Below are 20,597 nucleotides of genomic sequence, written 5' to 3'. Positions count from 1 at the left end.
TGGTGCGGAGGAAACTGAAGAGAGAAAACTCTGGCCAAGGGTGAGTGATGGATTGCAAATTGAGCGCTCAAAGCGCTCAATTACTATTGTTCTTGGGCTCATTAAAGCACCTTATTTAGGGGTGATAATTTTTTTTAAAAATTAAGTGAAAAAAGATGAAGAATAGTGTTGACTTGTGGTAGGTGTAATGGTATTATTATCAAGCCGGTTCGGTAAGAACGGCAACGAATTGGTCTTTGAAAACTGAACAAGAAACGTCAATTTCGAAAATAGAAATTAAAACAAAAACAAACTGTCAGAGTTTGTGTTTATGAAAGTAAACAATAAAAGAGAAAGAATCAAATGGAGAGTTTGATCCTGGCTCAGGATGAACGCTGGCGGCGTGCCTAATACATGCAAGTCGAACGAACGGACCTAGAAAACTTGTTTTTTAGAGAAGTTAGTGGCGAACGGGTGAGTAATACATAAACAACCTGCCCCAATGCCTGGGATAACAGTTGGAAACGACTGCTAATACCGGATAGGTTTAGATATGGCATCATATTTAAAGTAAAGATGGGATACATCACAATGGGATGGATTTATGGCGCATTAGTTAGTTGGTGAGGTAACGGCTCACCAAGACGATGATGCGTAGCCGGCCTGAGAGGGTGACCGGCCACACTGGGACTGAGACACGGCCCAGACTCCTACGGGAGGCAGCAGTAGGGAATTTTCGGCAATGGGGGAAACCCTGACCGAGCGACGCCGCGTGAGTGAAGAAGGCCTTCGGGTTGTAAAGCTCTGTTGTAAGGGAAGAAATGTACGGATAGGGAATGATCTGTGCTTGACGGTACCTTACCAGAAAGCCACGGCTAACTACGTGCCAGCAGCCGCGGTAATACGTAGGTGGCGAGCGTTATCCGGAATTATTGGGCGTAAAGGGAGCGTAGGCGGTTTATTAAGTTTAAGGTGAAAGTTCGGGGCTCAACCCCGTGACGCCTTAGAAACTGGTAGACTTGAGTACAGGAGAGGTGAGTGGAATTCCATGTGTAGCGGTAAAATGCGTAGATATATGGAGGAACACCAGTGGCGAAGGCGGCTCACTGGCCTGATACTGACGCTGAGGCTCGAAAGCGTGGGGAGCAAATAGGATTAGATACCCTAGTAGTCCACGCCGTAAACGATGGATACTAAGTGTTGGGAAGAATCTCAGTGCTGCAGTTAACGCAATAAGTATCCCGCCTGGGGAGTATGCGCGCAAGCGTAAAACTCAAAGGAATTGACGGGGGCCCGCACAAGCGGTGGAGTATGTGGTTTAATTCGACGCAACGCGAAGAACCTTACCAGGTCTTGACATACCGCGCAAAAGCACAGAGATGTGTAATAGTTATGGCGGATACAGGTGGTGCATGGTTGTCGTCAGCTCGTGTCGTGAGATGTTGGGTTAAGTCCCGCAACGAGCGCAACCCTTGTCTCTAGTTACCAGCATGTAAAGATGGGGACTCTAGAGAGACTGCCGGTGATAAACCGGAGGAAGGTGGGGATGACGTCAAATCATCATGCCCCTTATGATCTGGGCTACACACGTACTACAATGGCGTATACAAAGGGAAGCGAAGCAGTGATGTGGAGCGAATCTCATAAAGTACGTCTCAGTTCGGATTGGAGTCTGCAACTCGACTCCATGAAGTCGGAATCGCTAGTAATCGCGGATCAGCATGCCGCGGTGAATACGTTCTCGGGCCTTGTACACACCGCCCGTCAAACCATGGGAGTTGGTAATACCCGAAGCCAGTGGCCTAACCCGCAAGGGAGGGAGCTGTCGAAGGTAGGATCGATGACTGGGGTTAAGTCGTAACAAGGTATCCCTACCGGAAGGTGGGGATGGATCACCTCCTTTCTAAGGAGTATTAGAAAGACGTCGAAATTGGTACACACGTTTCTTGTTTAGTTTTGAGAGATCGAAGCGATCATCTCAGGATCTTTGAAAACTGAATAATAGAAGAGATTCAGATAGGTAAAAAAATGGATCTTTTTGGATAGTTGAAAAACTAAGAACACAAAGTCAAAGTTAAAAAGCAATTTAACAGTAACTTAAGCAAACAAACAAAGCGAACACATAAAAAAAACAAAGCGCAATCCAGTCTTATGCAGGCTGAGGTTGTAATGACGTGATTAAATATGGAAGGGCGTACGGTGGATGCCTAGGCACTAAGAGCTGATGAAGGACGCGACTAACAGCGAAATGCTTCGGGGAGTGGTACGTACACAATGATCCGGAGGTATCCGAATGGGGGAACCCAATACTGGTAGAGCAGTATTACAGTCAAATGAACACATAGTTTGATATGAGGCAACCTTGCGAATTGAAACATCTTAGTAGCAAGAGGAAAAGAAAATAAAGAATGATTCCCTGAGTAGTGGCGAGCGAAACGGGAAGAGCCCAAACCGACTTTAGGGTCGGGGTTGTAGGACCACGATATGGGATTGATTTGAGATAGAAGAATGGCATTGAAAGGCCAGCCGAAGAAGGTGCAAGCCCTGTATTTGAAATTGAGAATCACTCTAGTGGGATCCTGAGTACGGCGAGGCACGTGAAACCTTGTCGGAATCTGCCGGGACCACCCGGTAAGGCTAAATACTCCTTAGTGACCGATAGTGAACCAGTACCGTGAGGGAAAGGTGAAAAGAACCGCTGGCGCGGAGTGAAATAGAACCTGAAACCGTATGCTTACAAGAAGTCAGAGCCCGTTAAAGGGTGATGGCGTGCCTATTGCATAATGAACCGGCGAGTTACGATAGTGTGCGAGGTTAAGCTGAAGAGGCGGAGCCGAAGCGAAAGCGAGTCTGAATAGGGCGAAATAGTACAATGTCGTAGACCCGAAACGAAGTGATCTAGCCATGACCAGGTTGAAGTTTGGGTGAAACCAAATGGAGGACCGAACCGACCATCGTTGAAAAGCTGGCGGATGAGTTGTGGCTAGGGGTGAAAAGCCAATCGAACTTCGAGATAGCTGGTTCTCCCCGAAATAGCTTTAGGGCTAGCGTCAAGTGAATGCCATTGGAGGTAGAGCACTGAAAGTGTGATGGCCCCATCTAGGGGTACTGATCATTATCAAACTCCGAATGCCAATGGTTAATGCTTGGCAGTCAGTCTGTGGGTGATAATGTCCATAGACGAGAGGGAAACAGCCCAGATCGCCAGCTAAGGTCCCAAAATACATGCTAAGTGGAAAAGGATGTGGGGATGCACAGACAACTAGGAGGTTGGCTTAGAAGCAGCCACCCTTGAAAGAGTGCGTAACAGCTCACTAGTCGAGTGACCCTGCGCCGAAAATGTACCGGGGCTAAGCATGTTACCGAAGCTGCGAATTTATAGTAATATGAATGGTAGGGGAGCGTTCTATACAGCGTTGAAGGTGTACCGTAAGGAGCGCTGGAGCGTATAGAAGTGAGAATGCCGGTGTGAGTAGCGAAATGTCAGTGAGAATCTGACACACCGATTGCCTAAGGTTTCCAGGGGAAGGCTCGTCCTCCCTGGGTAAGTCGGGACCTAAGATGAGGCTGAAAAGCGTAGTCGATGGACAACGGGTTGATATTCCCGTACCCACAATACAAGTGAAGGAATGACAGAGAAGGCTAGATACAGCGCACGACTGGAAGAGTGCGTCCAAGCGAAGGAGCAGATGTGTAGGCAAATCCGCACATCAATGCAAAGGCGTGATGGGGAGTGAACCCGTGAGGAAGTAGCGAAGGTGTTGATGCCAGCTTTCAAGAAAAGTTTCTAGCGATAATTGTATGGTGGCCCGTACCAAAACCGACACAGGTGGGCAAGGAGAGAATCCTGAGGTGAGCGAGAGAACTGTTGCCAAGGAACTCGGCAAAATGACCCCGTAACTTAGGGAGAAGGGGTGCTCTATGAAGAGTAGAGCCGCAGTGAAGAGGCCCAAGCGACTGTTTAACTAAAACATAGCTCTCTGCAAAGCCGCAAGGCGAAGTATAGGGGGTGACGCCTGCCCGGTGCTGGAAGGTTAAGGGGATGTGTTAGGAGCAATCCGAAGCATTGAACTGAAGCCCCAGTGAACGGCGGCCGTAACTATAACGGTCCTAAGGTAGCGAAATTCCTTGTCGGGTAAGTTCCGACCCGCACGAAAGGCGTAACGATTTGGGCGCTGTCTCGGCAGCAGACTCGGTGAAATCTTAGTACCGGTGATAATGCCGGTTACCCGCAACTAGAAGGAAAGACCCCATGGAGCTTTACTGTAGCTTGATATTGAACTTTGAGCCTACATGTACAGGATAGGTGGGAGACTGTGAAGCGTGTACGCTAGTATACGTGGAGTCACAACTGGGATACCACTCTTGTATGTTTGAAGTTCTAACCGCGGTCCGTAATCCGGATCCGGGAACGTGTCAGGTAGGCAGTTTGACTGGGGCGGTCGCCTCCTAAAGAGTAACGGAGGCGCCCAAAGGTACACTCAGATTGGTCAGAAATCAATCGACGAGCGCAAAGGCAGAAGTGTGCTTGACTGCGAGACTTACAAGTCGAGCAGGGACGAAAGTCGGGCTTAGTGATCCGGCGGTTCCGCGTGGAAGGGCCGTCGCTTAACGGATAAAAGCTACCCTGGGGATAACAGGCTAATCTCGCCCAAGAGTTCATATCGACGGCGAGGTTTGGCACCTCGATGTCGGCTCATCGCATCCTGGAACTGAAGCCGGTTCCAAGGGTTGGGCTGTCCGCCCATTAAAGCGGTACGCGAGCTGGGTTCAGAACGTCGTGAGACAGTTCGGTCCCTATCTGTTGTGGGCGTAGGAAATTTGAGGAGCGCTGTCCCTAGTACGAGAGGACCGGGATGGACATACCGCTGGTGTACCAGTTGTTCTGCCAAGAGCACCGCTGGGTAGCTAAGTATGGAATGGATAAGCGCTGAAAGCATCTAAGCATGAAACCAACTCCAAGATGAGATTTCCCATTCGTAAGAAGTAAGATCCCTGAAAGACTATCAGGTTGATAGGTCAGAGGTGGAAGTGTAGCGATACATGGAGCTGACTGATACTAATAGATCGAGGTTTTAATCACAAACGTCTTATAAACAACAACACATCCGAAAGGATACAACGTCAACTTATCAATCGACTTTCTATTATTTAGTTTTGAGAGATTCTCTCAATTTGATCTGGTGATTCTAGCGAAGTGGTCACACCTGTTCCCATCCCGAACACAGTAGTTAAGCACTTTAGCGGCGACAATAGCTATGCCTGCCATAGTTAAGATAGCTCATTGCCAGTTAATCAAGGACCTTCACTTTGAGGGTTCTTTTTTTTAGATAAACAAAGGCATAAGGGTTTGTGTTTTTGATCGTGGTGAAAGGATTCCTAAATAAAGCACTTTAAAGATATCGCGTTGAGGGGCTTTGATGAGATTAATGTCCACACTATATAAAAGAATCTAGACGAAACACAATCCATCGCAAGTTTGATATACGGTTTCGCACATGATGTGGTAATACTCTGATATGCTTTCCCAGCGCATTCTACTAATCGGTTCAATTGTTTCATTGGTTTCTTTCAAAGATAGTGTCAAAGTGTAAATTATCGGCTCACGTGATTGTTTGATTGAAGTGATTATGAAGTTTGTCTTGATGGAGTTATGCCTCTTACCTTAAGAAAAGGTGGAATTTAAGGTTTAAAAAATTTTTTTTGAAAAGTTTTTAATATACGACTGAAACTGTCGTATACTTATACTATAATTGAATCAAGAGGTGGCAGATATGAAAAAAAGCAGCTATTCAATTAAAGAGTTTACCCAGGAAATGCAGATGGATGATATTCAAGAACTGATGAGACAATCTAAACTTCAGTTTACGAAGCGTTTTGGTTTAGAGTTCTCCAAGGATATATCGGTAACATTGGTGTTTGAAACGAGTTATGATGCGAATGATTTTTATAATGAAATTCGCTTCAATAAAGCCTACAGTATGTTATATCGCGTTGCGTTCAATACGTCTAAAGCGAACAGTTTGATTGTGAGTGGTCAAGCAACTTTATTTGATTACTTTGGAACCAATGAACCCAATCTATTAACCGCAAGTCGTGACTTAGGGCTACAGTTTACCATTGATTTTGTCCAAGATTATACTGGATCGACCTTTAAGGGCAGTGTGATGAATGGTGAATTGCTTGCACGACAATGTATCGTTGAGGTAAGTAGTGTACTTCCTGAGTTAACATTGGGCGGGTTATGTCAGATTGCTGGTTCGTTTGAAGAGTTTGATTTACTCTTAACACGAATCTATACTGTGAGAAGTGAAGCGTTATTATGAGTCGACTTACTGATACCTTACTGATGCTTGATATGCTTTCAACGCGATCAATTGTGTCCATTCAAGAATTGGCCCAAGAATTCAATGTGACACCACGAACTGTACAGCGCATGCGTGATGATTTGGAGTATATCGGTTATCGCATCGAAACGATTATGGGCCCAGGTGGGGGATATAGGCTCATGAATTCATCACAGATTCATCCACTAGCCTTTACCACTGAGGAAATAAATCATGTGAGACAGGGCTTAGAGACGCTGTTGTCGCAACAAGACACTTCCTTTGGAAGTGATTTTGTGCGTGCAATTTCTAAGCTCTATCATCAGTTTGATCTATCCGGAAATCATGTGTCCGTTTCTGCATTTAAAAGTGTTCGTCTGAATGTGGATGGCGTTCAATATCAAACCCATATTAAAACATTAGAACAAGCGATTGAACATCATCAACGGGTATCCATTACCTATCAAAAGAACCCACGTCAAACCAAGAGCTATATCTTTGAACCCTATGAACTGATCTTAGTGGATCAGATATGGTATGTCCATGGGTATATTAAAAACAGCCATCAAGTAAGCTTTAGAGTATCCCGCTTAGTGTCCGTGGACTTATTGGATGAATCGTATCTTGTAGATACTCAATATTCATCAAAAGGTGTCATGAGTGATTTTGGATTTAAAATTAATCCAGTTCGACTTAAAGTCTTAATATCAAGTCGTGATTATTTCAGCGAATACATTTGGGGTGATGATCAAAGGATTGAATGGCTTGATGATAAACAGTATGTGTTGGAAGTAACCTTCCCAAATAAATTTGTGGCGAAGTCCTTTATTTTAGAAGGGGGATCTTCAATGGCAGTCATTGAGCCAGAATCGCTGGTTTCATGGATCAAAGAAGAAGCACAGAAAATAATTCAAACATATTTGTGAAAAGGTTGCCTAATTGAGAATTCTATAATATGCTTTTATAGGACGAAAGAAATTAGGGTGATGAATTTGAGAATTAATTATTCAGAAGTGCTCAATAAAGTTCAAGAAGGAGTGTATGACGTGATTGTTATTGAAGGTGTAGTGGGCGTAGGAAAAAGCTCATTAATGCATATCTTAGGCGATATGGGGTATTTAGAATTCGAGGAACCGGTTGTAGATAATCCGATTTTGGATAAGTTTTATTATGATCGCAAACGCTACTCATTTCCGCTACAAGTGTTCTTCTTAAATAAGCGTTTTGAACATATTAAAAAAGCAAGTCAAGTTAAACATGCCGTGATGGATCGAAGCATCTATGGAGACGCAATCTTTGCACGTATGTTAAACTTAAATGGTGAAATGAGTGATGAAGAGTTTGGCATTTATGTTGAACTGCTGGAGAACATGTTGGAACATGTTGCACGACCAAAGCTCATGGTCTACTTAGAAGTATCGGTTGATGAAGCAATGCGTCGGATTCAAAAACGAGGTCGTGATTACGAATTGGTGGTTGAACGTGATTATTGGGAAAAACTCAACAAAGAATATACAGAATATTTTGATGCGTATACCCTGTCACCCATCCTTAAGATTAACGTAGATCACTTGGATTTTGAAAATAGCGAAGAAGACAGAACGTATGTGATTCAATTAATACAAGAAGCACTAGAAAATAGGGTGAATTAAATACGATGAAATGGATTGAAACCGCAAGAGCCTATAAGAAAATGGATCCTGCTGCACGGTCAATCTTGGAGATTATCCTTTTATATCCAGGATATCATGCGAGTGGGTATTATAGGGTTGCTCATTTCTTTTACACGCATAAAATGTTCTTTATAGCTCGATTTGTATCACATGTCGGGCGCTTTTTCACGCAAATTGAGATTCATCCAGGGGCAACCATTGGTCGAAGATTTGTGATTGATCATGGAGCAGGTGTTGTAATTGGTGAAACTGCGATCGTGGGTGACGACGTCTTTATGTACCACCAAGTAACCTTGGGATCAAAGAGTCATCATGATGAAGGAAAACGCCATCCAACCATTGGCAATCATGTAGTCATTGGTGCGGGTGCCATTGTGTTGGGGGACATTGTGATTGGCGATCACGCTGTGATTGGCGCAAACTCTGTTGTCACCAAAAGCGTGGAACCCGGGTGTGTTGTCGCTGGGAATCCTGCGAAATTATTAAAACGAAATTAAAATGATTATATCTTGACATATCAGCTAAATTTGATAATATATAAGATGTATTAGCACTTATTGGTTTAGAGTGCTAATTTCTAAGGAGGGATTGTATGATAAAACCATTGTATGATCGTGTCTTATTAGAAAAAGTTGAAGTTAAGGCACAAACTGAGAGTGGCATTCTATTGCCCGAATCAAGTAAGGAACAACCAAACCTTGCGAAAGTTATTGCGGTAGGTGAAGGGAAGCGCACAAAAGATGGAACCCTGATACCGATGGGTGTAAAAGTCAACGATACCGTCATCTATAAACAGTTCGCAGCAAGTGACGTTAAATATGAACAAAAAGACTATTTAATTGTTGAGATGAAAGACATTCTTGCTGTTGTAGAGGAGGACGTATAATGCCAAAAGAAGTAAAATATTCAAGAGATTCACGGTCTTCTTTATTAGAAGGCATTGATGCATTAGCAGATGCAGTTAAAATCACATTGGGGCCAAAAGGTCGTAATGTTGTTTTAGAAAAATCCTATGGTTCACCCCTGATTACCAATGATGGTGTAACGATTGCAAAAGAAATCGAACTGGAAGATAAATTTGCCGATATGGGTGCGAAATTATTGTATGAAGTTGCTAATCGAACCAATGATGCAGCAGGAGATGGTACTACAACAGCAACGGTCCTTGCTCAAGCAATTATTCATAAAGGCCTAGAAGCCATTGATAAAGGGGCAAATCCTGTATTAATGCGCGCAGGTATTGAAAAAGCTTCAAAAGAAATATCAAATCACCTCTTATCACAATCCATCAAGATTGAATCCAGCGAAGACATCATGAATGTTGCAGCAATCAGCGCAGGAGATCCTGAGATTGGAAAAATCATTGCTCAAGCAATGGAAAAAGTGGGGCAAGATGGTGTGATTACCGTTGATGAATCCAATACATTTGAAACAGAGTTAGAAGTTGTTGAAGGACTCCAATATGATAAAGGATTTATCTCACCGTATATGGTATCTGATCGTGAAAAAATGGAAATTGAAATGGAAAAACCATTTATCTTGGTCACAGATCACAAGGTCTCAAACATTCAAGAAATCTTACCATTGCTTGAATCAATTGTAAAAGTAAACAAACCATTCTTTGTAATCGCAGAGGATATGGAACAAGAAGTTGTGACAACCTTAGTGTTGAATAAACTTCGTGGTACGTTCAACGTTGCTGCAACCAAAGCACCAAGCTTTGGGGATAACCAAAAAGCAATGCTTGAAGACATTGCCGTTGTAACTGGAGCACAGTTTATCAGTAAAGATTTGAATATGGATCTTAAGGATGTTACCATTGACGACTTAGGAACTGCTCAAAAAGTATTGATCCGTAAAGATGATACAACCATCGTTAAGGGTCAAGGAAACGTGGATGACATTTCAAAACGTGCGGATATGATTCGTGCTCAGATTGCAAACACTGAGAGTGAATATGATATTAAGCGTTTAAATGAACGATTAGCAAAATTAACCAGTGGTGTGGCAGTGATCAAAGTAGGTGCTGCGACAGAATCTGAAATGAAAGAAAAGAAACTACGTATTGAAGATGCACTTAATGCTACCAAAGCAGCGGTCGCTGAAGGGGTTGTATTAGGGGGTGGTTATTCACTTGCTCATGCTTACAAAGATCTTAAAGATAAAGTCAAAGGTGATAACCCAGACGAACAAAAAGGAATTTCTGCTGTCTTTGAAGCAAGCCTCAGACCACTGTGGCAAATTGCTGAAAACGCAGGGTTTGATGGTAATGAAATTGTAAATACACAACATCTCAAAGAACCAAACATTGGCTTTGATGCAAAACGTGGTATCTGGCAAGACCTACAAAAAGAAGGGATTGTTGATCCGACTAAGGTAACACGCAATGCCTTACTCAATGCTGCATCGATTGCAGCACTCTTCTTAACCACGGAAGCAGCAGTTGCTTCAGTTAAAGAAGCACCTTCCAGTGGCCCAGTAATGCCAGAAGGCATGTACTAAGACCAAAAGCACTCAACTTGAGTGCTTTTTTTTGTGCACAAACAAAAAAGACACGTGATTGTGTCTTTGGAGTTATGATTATCTTCGATTCATAATTTGGGATCGTTTAGGTCCATTGGAGACTAAAGCGATGGGTGTTTCAATTAATTGTTCAAGGGCGTCAATATAAGCCTTGCAATTTTCTGGTAATGCATCATAGTCTGTGATATCTGAAATATCAACATTCCACCCTGCAAAAGATTTTATAACAGGCGTTGATTTTTCTAAAACAGATACTGCCCCAAAGTCTTGGGTGATAACGCCTTCGTATTCATAGCCTGTTACGACATTAATCTCATCAAGATAGGAAAGAACATCAATGTTTGTGAGTGCAACATGAGTTGCCCCTTGAACTTTGCACCCATAGCGTGTTGCCACGGCATCAAAGTATCCAACACGACGTGGTCGCCCAGTTGTTGCACCAAATTCCCCAGCATCCCCACCAAGTCTACGGAGTTGGTCTGCTTCTTCGCCAAAGATTTCTGCAACAAAAGGTCCACTTCCAACACAACTTGAATAGGCTTTGGTAACAGCCCATACTTCGTCAATTGCTTTGGGTAACCCTGCTCCAATTGAACCATAATAAGCGAGCGTTGTTGAAGAGGTCGAGTATGGATAAATTCCAAAGTCTGGATCACGAAGTGCTCCAAGTTGACCTTCAAGTAAAATTGTTTTTCCTTGTTTTTGCATATCATCCAAGAGATTGAACACATCCACAACATAGGGTTTAATTAAGTCACGGTATTCATGGAGTTCACGTAAGATTGCTTCTTTTGTCAGTGGTGCTTGATTGTATAAATGCACCATGAGTGCGTTTTTCTGGTCAATAATGCGATCGATTTTTGAGTCTAGCCAAGCATCATTAAAGAGTTCAGATACTTGAAATCCAGTTTTTGCGTATTTATCGGAATAAAATGGTGCAATCCCTGATTTTGTTGAACCAAATTGAGCCTTCCCCAAACGCGCTTCTTCAAGTTCATCAAAGCGAACATGATAGCTCATAACAATTTGAGCACGATCACTCACAACAAGCTTTGGCTTAATGCCTTTTTCTTCAAGTTCACGTAATTCACTGATAAAGGATGGAATATTCAATGCCACACCATTCCCAATCACATTTACCGTATGGTCATAAAATACTCCCGATGGAAGCATGTGCAGTGCAAACTTTCCATAATCATTGATGATTGTATGTCCTGCATTATTTCCCCCTTGAAAGCGAACGATGACATCTGATTCATGTGCGAATACGTCAGTAAGTTTCCCTTTACCTTCGTCACCCCAATTTGCTCCAACAATAGCCTTAATCATTTTGTACCCTCCAGTCAATTAAAATGGGACACAAAGCTGTGTCCCGATGTACACGCATTAGGATACCAAGAACATCCCTTGTTGTCAATGAAAACACGTTGTAAAATGTACCTTTTTTGATGCGTGTGTGGTAAAATTAAGGAAGTCGAAAGGAGATACTCATGAACAAATTTGACAAAATTTATTGTGGTTTTGTAATTGTGCTGGCAGTGACTCTTTTCGGGGTTTCCAAAATCGTTGCAACCGCAATTTCAGTAGATGAAGCAATGGCAGTTGTCTACCATAACGATAAAGAAGTATTGCGTTTACCCATGAATCAAGATGGCCGCTTTAGTGTGAATGGAACATTGGGGGATGTTGTATTAGAGATTAAAGATGGTAGGATTCGCGTGGCAGATGAAATATCTCCGCTTCATTATTGTCAAGTGCAAGGATGGGTAGAACGTACAAACGTCCCAATTGTATGTTTACCAAATGGAATCAAGATTGTGATCGAAAGCGATGATTCACTGATTGATCCAGATGATGGAGATATAACGGTTGGATGAAACGAAATAAAACACGAAGCCTAACGGTTCAGACGATGCTTCTTGCGATGGCGATCACCGTGAGTATGGTTGAATCACAGATTCCACTGGGATTACCAGGCGTACGTCTTGGCCTTGCGAATGTTTTGGGACTGATTGCTTATTATTTCTTTGGCGTTAAAGAAATGATCGTATTAAATATGATGCGCGTATTACTTGTAGGACTAATGCGCGGAACCTTTTTGTTTAGTCCAGGATTCTGGATTAGTTTTTGCGGAACACTGTTAAGCACAATGATGGCAATTGCTGCAGCAAAGTCAAAAGTGTTCTCAGAATATGGAATTTGCCTCGTATCTTCTACATTTCATAATGTTGGACAAGTAATATTTGTAGCATTTCTCACAAATGCACCCATGTTGGTGTTTACTTACCTCCCTTTTTTATTAATTATGGGGATTCCAACAGGAATTGTGACCGGAAAATTGGTAAAGTCACTACACGAACGGTTCAAACAAATGATATAATCTACATAAGGCAAATTAATTGTCTGTTTCTTTAGATATCAGGGGGTTTTTATGGAATTATTAATACATGATTTGCAAGCAATTCAAAATGAGTTGGATTCACGCATTTTCACACTTCATGATACAACACGCGAAAAAACACGCAATGATCGTATTTTAGCATTGCTTGTGGAAACCGGTGAACTTGCAAATGAGACACGCTGTTTTAAGTATTGGAGTCTTCGAGCACCATCTGATAATGAAACAGTGTTTGAAGAGTTTTCGGATGTTTTACACTTTACCTTATCCTTAGGCATTGATATTGACTTCAGTGATGCGTGTATTGTGTATGAGAAATCGAGTTTGATTTTAAACGATCAATTTCATCAAGTATATCGATTAATTCAATTATTCTCTACATCAAATCGTAAGGAAGATTACCGGGCGTTATTTGCTTCGATTTTGAGTTTAGCATACAGCTTGGGGATGAATAATGAAGTGATTCGAAATATGTACTTAATGAAGAATCAAAAGAATCATCAAAGACAGGATGATAAATACTAGGAGGATAGTTTTATGTCTAAAAAGAAAATGGAAGAAGCATACGGTGATGTATCACTCGAAATGCTCGCTGATCTCACGCTAACCAATGGTATTTCAGGACATGAAAGAGATGTTCAAGAAGTATTTAAGGATTGGGTTAAAGAAAGTGTTGACTCAATCGAATATGATAACTTAGGGTCCATCATTGCCATTAAAAAAGGTCAAGAAAATGGGCCGAAAGTGATGTTTGCGGGTCATATTGATGAAATTGGATTTTTAGTTAAGAATATTGATAATAATGGCTACATTCGTCTTCACCCAGTGGGTGGATGGTGGCCCCATGTATTGTTATCGCAACCTGTCACAATCACGACCCGTAAAGGGCATGCATATGTGGGTGTTGTGGGATCAAAAGCACCACATGGTATGAAACCAGAAGTGCGAAATAAAGTATTATCAATGGATGAAATCTTCGTGGATATTGGAGTTTCTTCAAAAGAAGAAGTAGAATTAATTGGGATCCAAATTGGTGACATGGTGACACCGAAAGCTGATTTCCATGTTCTCGCAAATCCTAATTACTTGATGAGTAAAGCATGGGATGATCGTGTGGGAGCTGCAATTGTGATGGATATTATGCGCAACCTTAAAGGGCTTGATCTTGTTTCTACAGTCTATGGTGTTGGTACCGTTCAAGAAGAAGTTGGACTACGTGGTGCAAAAACAGCGGCACAACGCATCAATCCAGATGTGGCAATTACACTTGATGTCACCATCGCAACAGATACACCCGGTGAAGACAACCGCATTAAGTTAGGTGTAGGTGCAACTCTAGAAGTCATGGACGGTTCATACATTGGCCATAAGGGACTGTTGTACATGCTTCAAGATCTTGCAGATGATCTCAAGATTGACACGCAATTTGAAATGCTTGCTGCTGGGGGTACTGACTCAGGAGAAATCCATAAAGTACACGATGGTGTCATTGCACTGACAGTGTCGATTCCAGCGCGATACATCCATTCACATTATGGAATCATTCATCGCAAGGACTATGCCGATACTGTGAAGTTATTAACAGAATTTGTTAAGACATTCGATAATAAACACTTGATAACATTACAAGAATATAAAACAATGCCATTTTAAGCACCCTTCTAGGGTGTTTTTTTATGGGATTGGTGGTATAATATCCTTAACCAAAGTGTACTGGATAAGTACGGATTGCTGGTTAACATTAACTAAGGAGGATAATGCAATGATCTATGTACAATCACCACAAAAAAGAGATTTCATAAAAGAATTACTCGATGGTCAAACCGTTGATGGATGTAAGTTTACATTCGCTAAAATGGATGGTATGAAAATCTACTTTGAAACTGAAGGAGTAGAGCTTGAAAAAGCTGTTTCTATCGCGAAGAGTGAAGTTAAAAAGTCTAAGTATGGGCCTGCATTATATTTCACAGTTCAAATCGCAAAATAAGACTAACGGTCAATTGGCCGTTTTTTTTATATGTTTATGACAGGGTAAACGGTTGTAAAATGTTTCAAAACGTTATAGGTATTGAAAATTCTTTTCATTATATTGAAAATTTATTGAAAGATTTTCTTGACACAGATTTTCACAAGTGATAACATCTTGATATATTAAAGGAGGTTTTTTTATGAAATCATTATACAAGGGATTCATGATTGGGCTTGTGATGCTGTTACTCACTGCTTGTGGATCAGGTGACGGGGATAAGGAATATATTATTGCATCAGACAACGGATATCCACCGTTTGAATGGGCAGAAGCAAGTGGTACATATGTTGGGATTGATGTCGACATTATGAATGCAATTGCTGAAGACCAAGGAATCAAGATTAAAATGGACTTTATTGGATTCACCGGTGCAGTCGCAAGTTTAAAATCAGGACAAGCAGATGCGGTTCTTGCTGGGATGACAATCACAGACGAACGGTTAAAAGTGTATGATTTCTCAGATCCTTATTATGATGTATCCGTTACAATGGCTGTTGCAATTGGCAGTGATATTACTTCATATGAAGATCTCCGAGGAAAACGCGTTGCAATCAAGACTTCAACAAACGGCGCTGATTTCGCAGAATCAATTAAAGAACAATACGGATTCGAAGTGGTGTACTTCGATGATTCCGCTACAATGTATACCGAAGTGGTTTCAGGAAATGCAGTTGCATGTTTTGAAGATGCGCCAGTTATGGAATACAGCATCGCCAAAAATGGTGTCCAACTTGTTACAACAGGTGTTTCTGAAATACCAAGCCAATATGGATTTGCTGTTATGAAAGGTGAAAATGCTGAATTACTTGAAAAATTTAATGCAGGACTTGCGAATATAAAAGCGAATGGAAAATATCAAGAAATTGTAGATAAGTACACGAAGTAGGTTTTTATGATTGACTTAATTATTGAAAACTATCAGTCACTTTTAAGTGGGTTCTATAATACAATCCTCTTATCTGTGGTTTCTATGCTACTTGCCACAATCATTGGACTATTAAGTAGTCTGATGACTTTATCCAAATCAAAAATACTCAATTGGATTGCGAAAGCATATATTTCACTTGTGCGAGGTGTCCCACTGATTGTACTGGGGTTCTTTGTTTACTATGGGATTCCAGGGTTACTAAAAAGTTTTGGAATCAATTTTAGATTTGAACTGTATTATGCAGCAATAACCATCCTGAGTCTCAACTCAGGAGCATACATGTCCGAGATCATTCGTGGAGGGATCTTATCGGTTGATCATGGACAAATGGAAGCAGCGCAAAGTTTAGGGTTACCCCATAAACGAGCGATGCGATTAATTATATTACCACAGGCATTCAAAACCATGGTGCCTTCAATTATTAACCAATACATCATTGCATTTAAAGACACTTCCTTGCTGTCTGTTATTGGATTTGGTGAACTTACCAAACAAACCCAAATTATCATCGGGCGTAATCAACGTCTCTTTGAGATGTGGGCAATTACTGCAGTATTATACTTTGTAGGATGCTCATTGCTTGGGTATTTGGGCCATGTCGTTGAAAGGAAGTGGAATTATGACGCATAAGATAGAAGTAAATAAGCTGAATAAACACTTTGGCCAATTACATGTCCTAAAGGATGTCGACTTAACCATCGATAAACAAGAAGTGCTGTGTATTATTGGCCCTTCAGGAAGTGGAAAGAGTACACTGTTACGGTGTATGAACTTGTTGGAGGATTATGAAAGCGGACAAGTAATCGTGGATGGTGTTGACTTAAAAGCGCCGGACACAAACATTAATAAAGTGCGCGAGAATATTGGTATGGTATTCCAACACTTTAATCTGTTTCCTCATTTGACTGTGCTTGACAACATTACACTCGCACCCGTTCAATTAGGAACCATGACACAAGAAGAAGCGGAAGTAAAAGCGATGGAACTTCTGAATCAAGTTGGAATTCCTGAGAAAGCCCATCTCTATCCACGAAAACTATCAGGTGGACAAAAACAACGGGTTGCGATTGCACGTGCACTCGCAATGAATCCCGATGTGATGCTCTTTGATGAACCAACATCTGCGCTTGACCCTGAAATGGTTAAAGGGGTCTTGAATGTTATGAAAGATCTTGCCTATCAAGGCATGACCATGGTTGTGGTAACCCATGAGATTGGATTTGCACGCGAAGTGTCAGATCGGATCATCTTCATGGATCAAGGGATGATTGTTGAACAAGGCAATCCCAGTGAATTGTTATCCAATCCACAAGAGGAACGAACTAAGTTATTCTTAAGTGAAATTCTATAGCTAAAAACAGGGTGTTATCGATGACATTTAATCATTGATAACACTTTTTATGTGAGGATGGTATAGTTTAGTCGAAAAGTTTGATAAAATAGTACCTAGAAATAATAAAAGGAATGTTAACCTATGAACCATGAAATGAGAAACTCAGTCTTAAAAACATATCGTAAAGAACTGTGGTCACGCTTTATGCGTGCAATCACCGATTATGATTTAATCCAACCCAATGACCGCATCGCAATTTGTATATCCGGAGGCAAGGACTCAATGTTAATGGCACTTATGTTTAAAGTACTTCAAACCTTTAGTGAGGTTCCTTTTGAAGTAAAATATGTAGTCATGGATCCAGGGTATAAAAAAGAGCATCGACAACAGATCATTGATAATGCTCAGAAACTGGATATACCCATCGAAATACATGATTCTCGTATCTTTGAATATGTCGATACATTGCCTAAAAGCCCATGCTATTTGTGTGCACGCATGCGACGTGGTCACCTTTATGCATTTGCGGAAAAGCTTGGGTGCAACAAAATTGCATTAGGACACCACTACGATGATGCCATCGAAACAACACTTCTAAACATCTTCTATGGTGGGCAATTTGGTACAATGCTCCCGCGCCTCAATTCCACCTCCAATCAAGGGATGGAATTAATCCGACCCCTTTATCTTGTGCGTGAAAAATCAATTATCAAATGGGCAACACGCTATAACCTTGAATTTTTGAACTGTGCGTGTTCATTCACTGAAAAGAAACAAACCGACAGTAAACGACTCGAAATCAAGAAACTCATCGAAACACTGTCTGAAACAAACCCCTTCTTAGAAGCGAATATCTTTCGCAGTGTTGAACATGTAAATTTAGGGAAAGTCATGTCATATTATGATGACGATATTGAAGAAGTTAGTTTCTTGGATCAATTCAAAAAAGATAATACATAAATCGAAAGTACTGTGCTTTATGTGTCCATTGTGAACACACAAGACACGGTGCTTTTTGTTTTATGAACTACTTATGAATCAGTGCGCCTTCAAGTTCAAGTAAATATATCTTACGATCAATACCACCTGCATATCCAGTTAGACTACCATCTGTTGAAATGACACGGTGGCAAGGAATGAGGATTGAGAGTGGATTATGACCGACAGCACCACCAACAGCCTGAGATGACATGGAATCAAGTCCTTTACGTTTCGCAAGAATGCGAGAAATCTCACCATAAGAACGTGTTTGTCCATAAGGAATCTCCATCAATATATCCCAAACATCCCGTCTAAAGGGTGTTCCAATTGGGTTGAGGGGTAAGGTGTTAATGCTCGGGTTTTCACCCCTAAAATAAGCATCAAGCCATGCTGTACAGCGTTTAAAGACTTCCAGATTATCAAGCGTGTGTAACTGATCACGCCATACACCCCCAAAATATTTCTGATCTTCAAACCAAAGACCAACTAAATGATCTGTTTCATCACAGCCTAGGGTAATCGTCCCTAAGGGTGATTGATATGTTGTGCAATAAATCATTGTAACCCTCCTTGTTTTAGCGCAAAATAATGATTGAAAAATGCGTAAGAGCGCCAGGGACTCATGTCCTTGAGCTGATCTTGTGTTTTATGTTTTGTTATTTCAGGCAAATCATGAAATACACGGGTTGGATCGATGTAGAGATCGAGCGCGCCTGTTGTTCGAATTGCAAGATAATCTGCGGTCCAACGAGACATACCACAATCTGATTGAAGGGTTTGTATGAGGCTGTCTTTTTGACGGTGAGGTTCGAAACAAACGACATGATCTACGATCCCTTTCGCAAGCAAATAAATGTTTGAAGCATCCTTGTTTGAAAATCCAATACGATTCATACAATCAAAAAACGAAGCACCAAGTGAAACGATATGGTGTGGAGTACAAAATGTATGGGTGATTGTTGGGTTTTTAGTGGGGATTAAAGAACCAAACGCCTTTACAAATTCATGCATCAAGACTGACGCAATATACGCAGGATAATTTTGGTACAAAAGCGTTTGAACTGCTGTTTCAAAAGGATCAATACATCCAGGGATGCGCGTTCCTAAGTAACAACAATCTTTGAGATCATCATGGGATGACATAAGAGACTCATAAATTGTATGCGGTTGACACGATAAGTCAAAGAGGTTTTGAACACGGCTGATAATATATGGGAGCATCACGATTAGAGACTCACTGAGGGTAAGTGATAAAGCATGGTGGTCTTCTTGGTGGCGAACACATATTGTTCCCGAGATTTCCGTATGATCCTTTTTTAAAATACGCAGTGAGCGAAGATACATGTGATCATCACAGTACTCAACACCAGGGATGAGATGGTCTCTTAGGAATTGAAACTGTTGATCCCAAGGGTATGGATCGCGATAGCTCAGAAGCAACGTGAGTTCACGGGTGGGATTTGGGTGTATTTTCTTTCGAATTTGAGAGGGTGTGAGATTGTAACGTTCCTTAAAAAGCGCATTAAATCGACGTAAACTTCCAAACCCACAGGCTAGTGAAACATCTATAATTGATAAATGGGTTTCAGTTAAGAGTTGTTTTGCTAAAAGAAGGCGACAGGTCTGAAGGTATTGGGTTAAAGTAACGTGATATTGATCAAAGAAAACGCGCCGTAAATGACGTGAAGAACATTCAAGTTTATCCGCAATGTCTTCCATCGATAAATCATGACTGCAATTCATTTCAAGTAACACAGCCGCAGCAGTGGCGATCGAATGGGATGCATCCATGACTAAATGACCGGGTGCTAATTCGGGACGGCATAATAGACAGGGACGAAAACCGTTGAGTTCTGCCTCTGCGCAGGTTGCATAAAATGAACAATGTTCAAAGCGTGGCTTCCGTGCTTTACAAATCGGTCGACAATAAATGCCGGTGGTACGGATTCCGACAAAAAACTCACCATCAAACCGTGCATCTTTTGAAACAAACGCTTCGTAGAGACTTGTTGTTTGAGTCAACATTGTAATCACCCCTTTCAAAAGTATCATACCACTAAATGAAACAAATGCTCGCCATATTCGGACATCAAAGTAAAAAAATCGATAATTTAGAATACTAACAAACGCTTATGTGTATTGCGTAGTGTCATCAAGGATTTGTGATAAGTAGCTCAAGGCTTCCTACAAGTGTAAGAGACCAATCATCTCATCCTCCTATGGTCTTCTGATTGGATTAATAAATCCGATCAAGTCATCCTGATAGAAGTCCATACCGTATATGTGAGAAGAGTGCAAAGGATCGTATAGAAAAAAACTCCCAACAAGTGTAAGGAGTTTGTGATTTAAAATTGGAGCGGGTGAGGGGAATCGAACCCCCGTAGCCAGCTTGGAAGGCTGGAGTTTTACCATTAAACTACACCCGCA

At 41.4% G+C, this 20,597-nt stretch carries 18 protein-coding genes, 1 tRNA gene and 3 rRNA genes; 18 read left to right on the top strand and 4 right to left on the bottom strand.

All coding sequences use genetic code 11. The features are described from left to right. Window positions 1-339 precede the first annotated feature (339 nt). From AOC36_RS09885 to groL, 9 genes are all read left to right on the top strand, one after another. A 16S ribosomal RNA gene (locus tag AOC36_RS09885) occupies window positions 340-1,882 on the top strand. 273 nt (window positions 1,883-2,155) lie between these two features. Further along, a 23S ribosomal RNA gene (locus AOC36_RS09880) occupies window positions 2,156-5,062 on the top strand. 96 nt (window positions 5,063-5,158) lie between these two features. Continuing rightward, window positions 5,159-5,272 (top strand): 5S ribosomal RNA (gene rrf, locus AOC36_RS09875). Together the 16S, 23S and 5S rRNA genes form the textbook arrangement of a ribosomal RNA operon. Before the next feature lie 481 nt (window positions 5,273-5,753). Next, window positions 5,754-6,305, top strand: coding sequence for a hypothetical protein (locus tag AOC36_RS09870; protein WP_067633810.1), 552 nt, complete (start codon window positions 5,754-5,756; stop codon window positions 6,303-6,305). Next, on the top strand, window positions 6,302-7,231 hold the full coding sequence (locus AOC36_RS09865; protein ID WP_067633808.1) for a helix-turn-helix transcriptional regulator: 930 nt from the start codon (window positions 6,302-6,304) through the stop codon (window positions 7,229-7,231). The genes AOC36_RS09870 and AOC36_RS09865 overlap by 4 nt, the downstream gene beginning before the upstream one ends. Window positions 7,232-7,297: 66 nt before the next feature. Beyond that, window positions 7,298-7,957: a deoxynucleoside kinase gene (locus AOC36_RS09860; protein ID WP_099091562.1), complete on the top strand. Its 660-nt coding sequence runs from the start codon at window positions 7,298-7,300 to the stop codon at window positions 7,955-7,957. Window positions 7,958-7,962: 5 nt separating this feature from the next. Further along, window positions 7,963-8,475 (top strand): serine O-acetyltransferase EpsC, encoded by a 513-nt coding sequence (gene epsC, locus AOC36_RS09855; RefSeq protein ID WP_067633804.1) that lies wholly within the window; start codon window positions 7,963-7,965, stop codon window positions 8,473-8,475. Between the two features lie 95 nt (window positions 8,476-8,570). Then, the gene (locus AOC36_RS09850) at window positions 8,571-8,864 is read left to right on the top strand and encodes a co-chaperone GroES (RefSeq protein WP_067633802.1); all 294 of its coding nucleotides are present in this window, start codon (window positions 8,571-8,573) and stop codon (window positions 8,862-8,864) included. Further along, window positions 8,864-10,480, top strand: a complete 1,617-nt coding sequence (gene groL, locus AOC36_RS09845) for a chaperonin GroEL (RefSeq protein ID WP_067633801.1) — start codon at window positions 8,864-8,866, stop codon at window positions 10,478-10,480. The genes AOC36_RS09850 and groL overlap by 1 nt, the downstream gene beginning before the upstream one ends. Window positions 10,481-10,558: 78 nt before the next feature. Here groL and AOC36_RS09840 read toward each other — a convergent pair whose 3' ends face one another. Continuing rightward, window positions 10,559-11,830 (bottom strand): adenylosuccinate synthase, encoded by a 1,272-nt coding sequence (locus AOC36_RS09840; protein ID WP_067633800.1) that lies wholly within the window; start codon window positions 11,828-11,830, stop codon window positions 10,559-10,561. Window positions 11,831-11,991: 161 nt separating this feature from the next. Here AOC36_RS09840 and AOC36_RS09835 point away from each other — a divergent pair, with 161 nt between their 5' ends. The 9 genes from AOC36_RS09835 to AOC36_RS09795 all read left to right on the top strand — a co-directional run bounded on the left by AOC36_RS09835 (window position 11,992) and on the right by AOC36_RS09795 (window position 18,149). Continuing rightward, a complete protein-coding gene (locus AOC36_RS09835) occupies window positions 11,992-12,378 on the top strand; it encodes a NusG domain II-containing protein (protein WP_067633798.1) in 387 nt (128 codons plus the stop codon). Then, window positions 12,375-12,881, top strand: a complete 507-nt coding sequence (locus AOC36_RS09830) for a Gx transporter family protein (RefSeq protein WP_067633797.1) — start codon at window positions 12,375-12,377, stop codon at window positions 12,879-12,881. Before AOC36_RS09835 ends, AOC36_RS09830 begins: the two co-directional genes overlap by 4 nt. Window positions 12,882-12,932: 51 nt before the next feature. Beyond that, complete coding sequence (locus AOC36_RS09825) at window positions 12,933-13,424, top strand: dUTP diphosphatase (protein WP_067633796.1); 492 nt, start codon at window positions 12,933-12,935, stop codon at window positions 13,422-13,424. Window positions 13,425-13,436: 12 nt separating this feature from the next. Further along, the gene (locus AOC36_RS09820) at window positions 13,437-14,552 is read left to right on the top strand and encodes a M42 family metallopeptidase (protein WP_067633795.1); all 1,116 of its coding nucleotides are present in this window, start codon (window positions 13,437-13,439) and stop codon (window positions 14,550-14,552) included. A gap of 109 nt (window positions 14,553-14,661) precedes the next feature. Then, window positions 14,662-14,886: a hypothetical protein gene (locus tag AOC36_RS09815; protein ID WP_067633793.1), complete on the top strand. Its 225-nt coding sequence runs from the start codon at window positions 14,662-14,664 to the stop codon at window positions 14,884-14,886. A 181-nt stretch (window positions 14,887-15,067) separates the two neighbouring features. Further along, entirely contained in the window at window positions 15,068-15,814 is a 747-nt protein-coding gene (locus AOC36_RS12380; protein ID WP_067633792.1) for a transporter substrate-binding domain-containing protein, read from the top strand. Window positions 15,815-15,820: 6 nt separating this feature from the next. Then, the gene (locus tag AOC36_RS12375; protein ID WP_067633791.1) at window positions 15,821-16,486 is read left to right on the top strand and encodes an amino acid ABC transporter permease; all 666 of its coding nucleotides are present in this window, start codon (window positions 15,821-15,823) and stop codon (window positions 16,484-16,486) included. Beyond that, a complete protein-coding gene (locus AOC36_RS09800; protein WP_067633789.1) occupies window positions 16,476-17,207 on the top strand; it encodes an amino acid ABC transporter ATP-binding protein in 732 nt (243 codons plus the stop codon). The genes AOC36_RS12375 and AOC36_RS09800 overlap by 11 nt, the downstream gene beginning before the upstream one ends. Before the next feature lie 123 nt (window positions 17,208-17,330). Further along, window positions 17,331-18,149, top strand: a complete 819-nt coding sequence (locus tag AOC36_RS09795; protein ID WP_067633788.1) for a tRNA 2-thiocytidine biosynthesis TtcA family protein — start codon at window positions 17,331-17,333, stop codon at window positions 18,147-18,149. A gap of 67 nt (window positions 18,150-18,216) precedes the next feature. Here the strand turns inward: AOC36_RS09795 and AOC36_RS09790 are convergent, their stop codons facing one another. The 3 genes from AOC36_RS09790 to AOC36_RS09780 all read right to left on the bottom strand — a co-directional run bounded on the left by AOC36_RS09790 (window position 18,217) and on the right by AOC36_RS09780 (window position 20,596). Next, on the bottom strand, window positions 18,217-18,729 hold the full coding sequence (locus AOC36_RS09790) for a methylated-DNA--[protein]-cysteine S-methyltransferase (RefSeq protein WP_067633787.1): 513 nt from the start codon (window positions 18,727-18,729) through the stop codon (window positions 18,217-18,219). Next, a complete protein-coding gene (locus AOC36_RS09785) occupies window positions 18,726-20,222 on the bottom strand; it encodes a DNA-3-methyladenine glycosylase 2 family protein (protein WP_078055150.1) in 1,497 nt (498 codons plus the stop codon). The genes AOC36_RS09790 and AOC36_RS09785 overlap by 4 nt, the downstream gene beginning before the upstream one ends. Before the next feature lie 300 nt (window positions 20,223-20,522). Continuing rightward, a tRNA-Gly gene (locus AOC36_RS09780) sits at window positions 20,523-20,596 on the bottom strand. Window position 20,597 lies beyond the last annotated feature (1 nt).

This window comes from Erysipelothrix larvae (assembly GCF_001545095.1).
In the GTDB taxonomy this organism is placed as follows: domain Bacteria; phylum Bacillota_I; class Bacilli_A; order Erysipelotrichales; family Erysipelotrichaceae; genus Erysipelothrix; species Erysipelothrix larvae.
The sequence above is the reverse complement of the archived record's forward strand: the minus strand, read 5'-3'. Positions and strand labels throughout refer to the sequence as shown.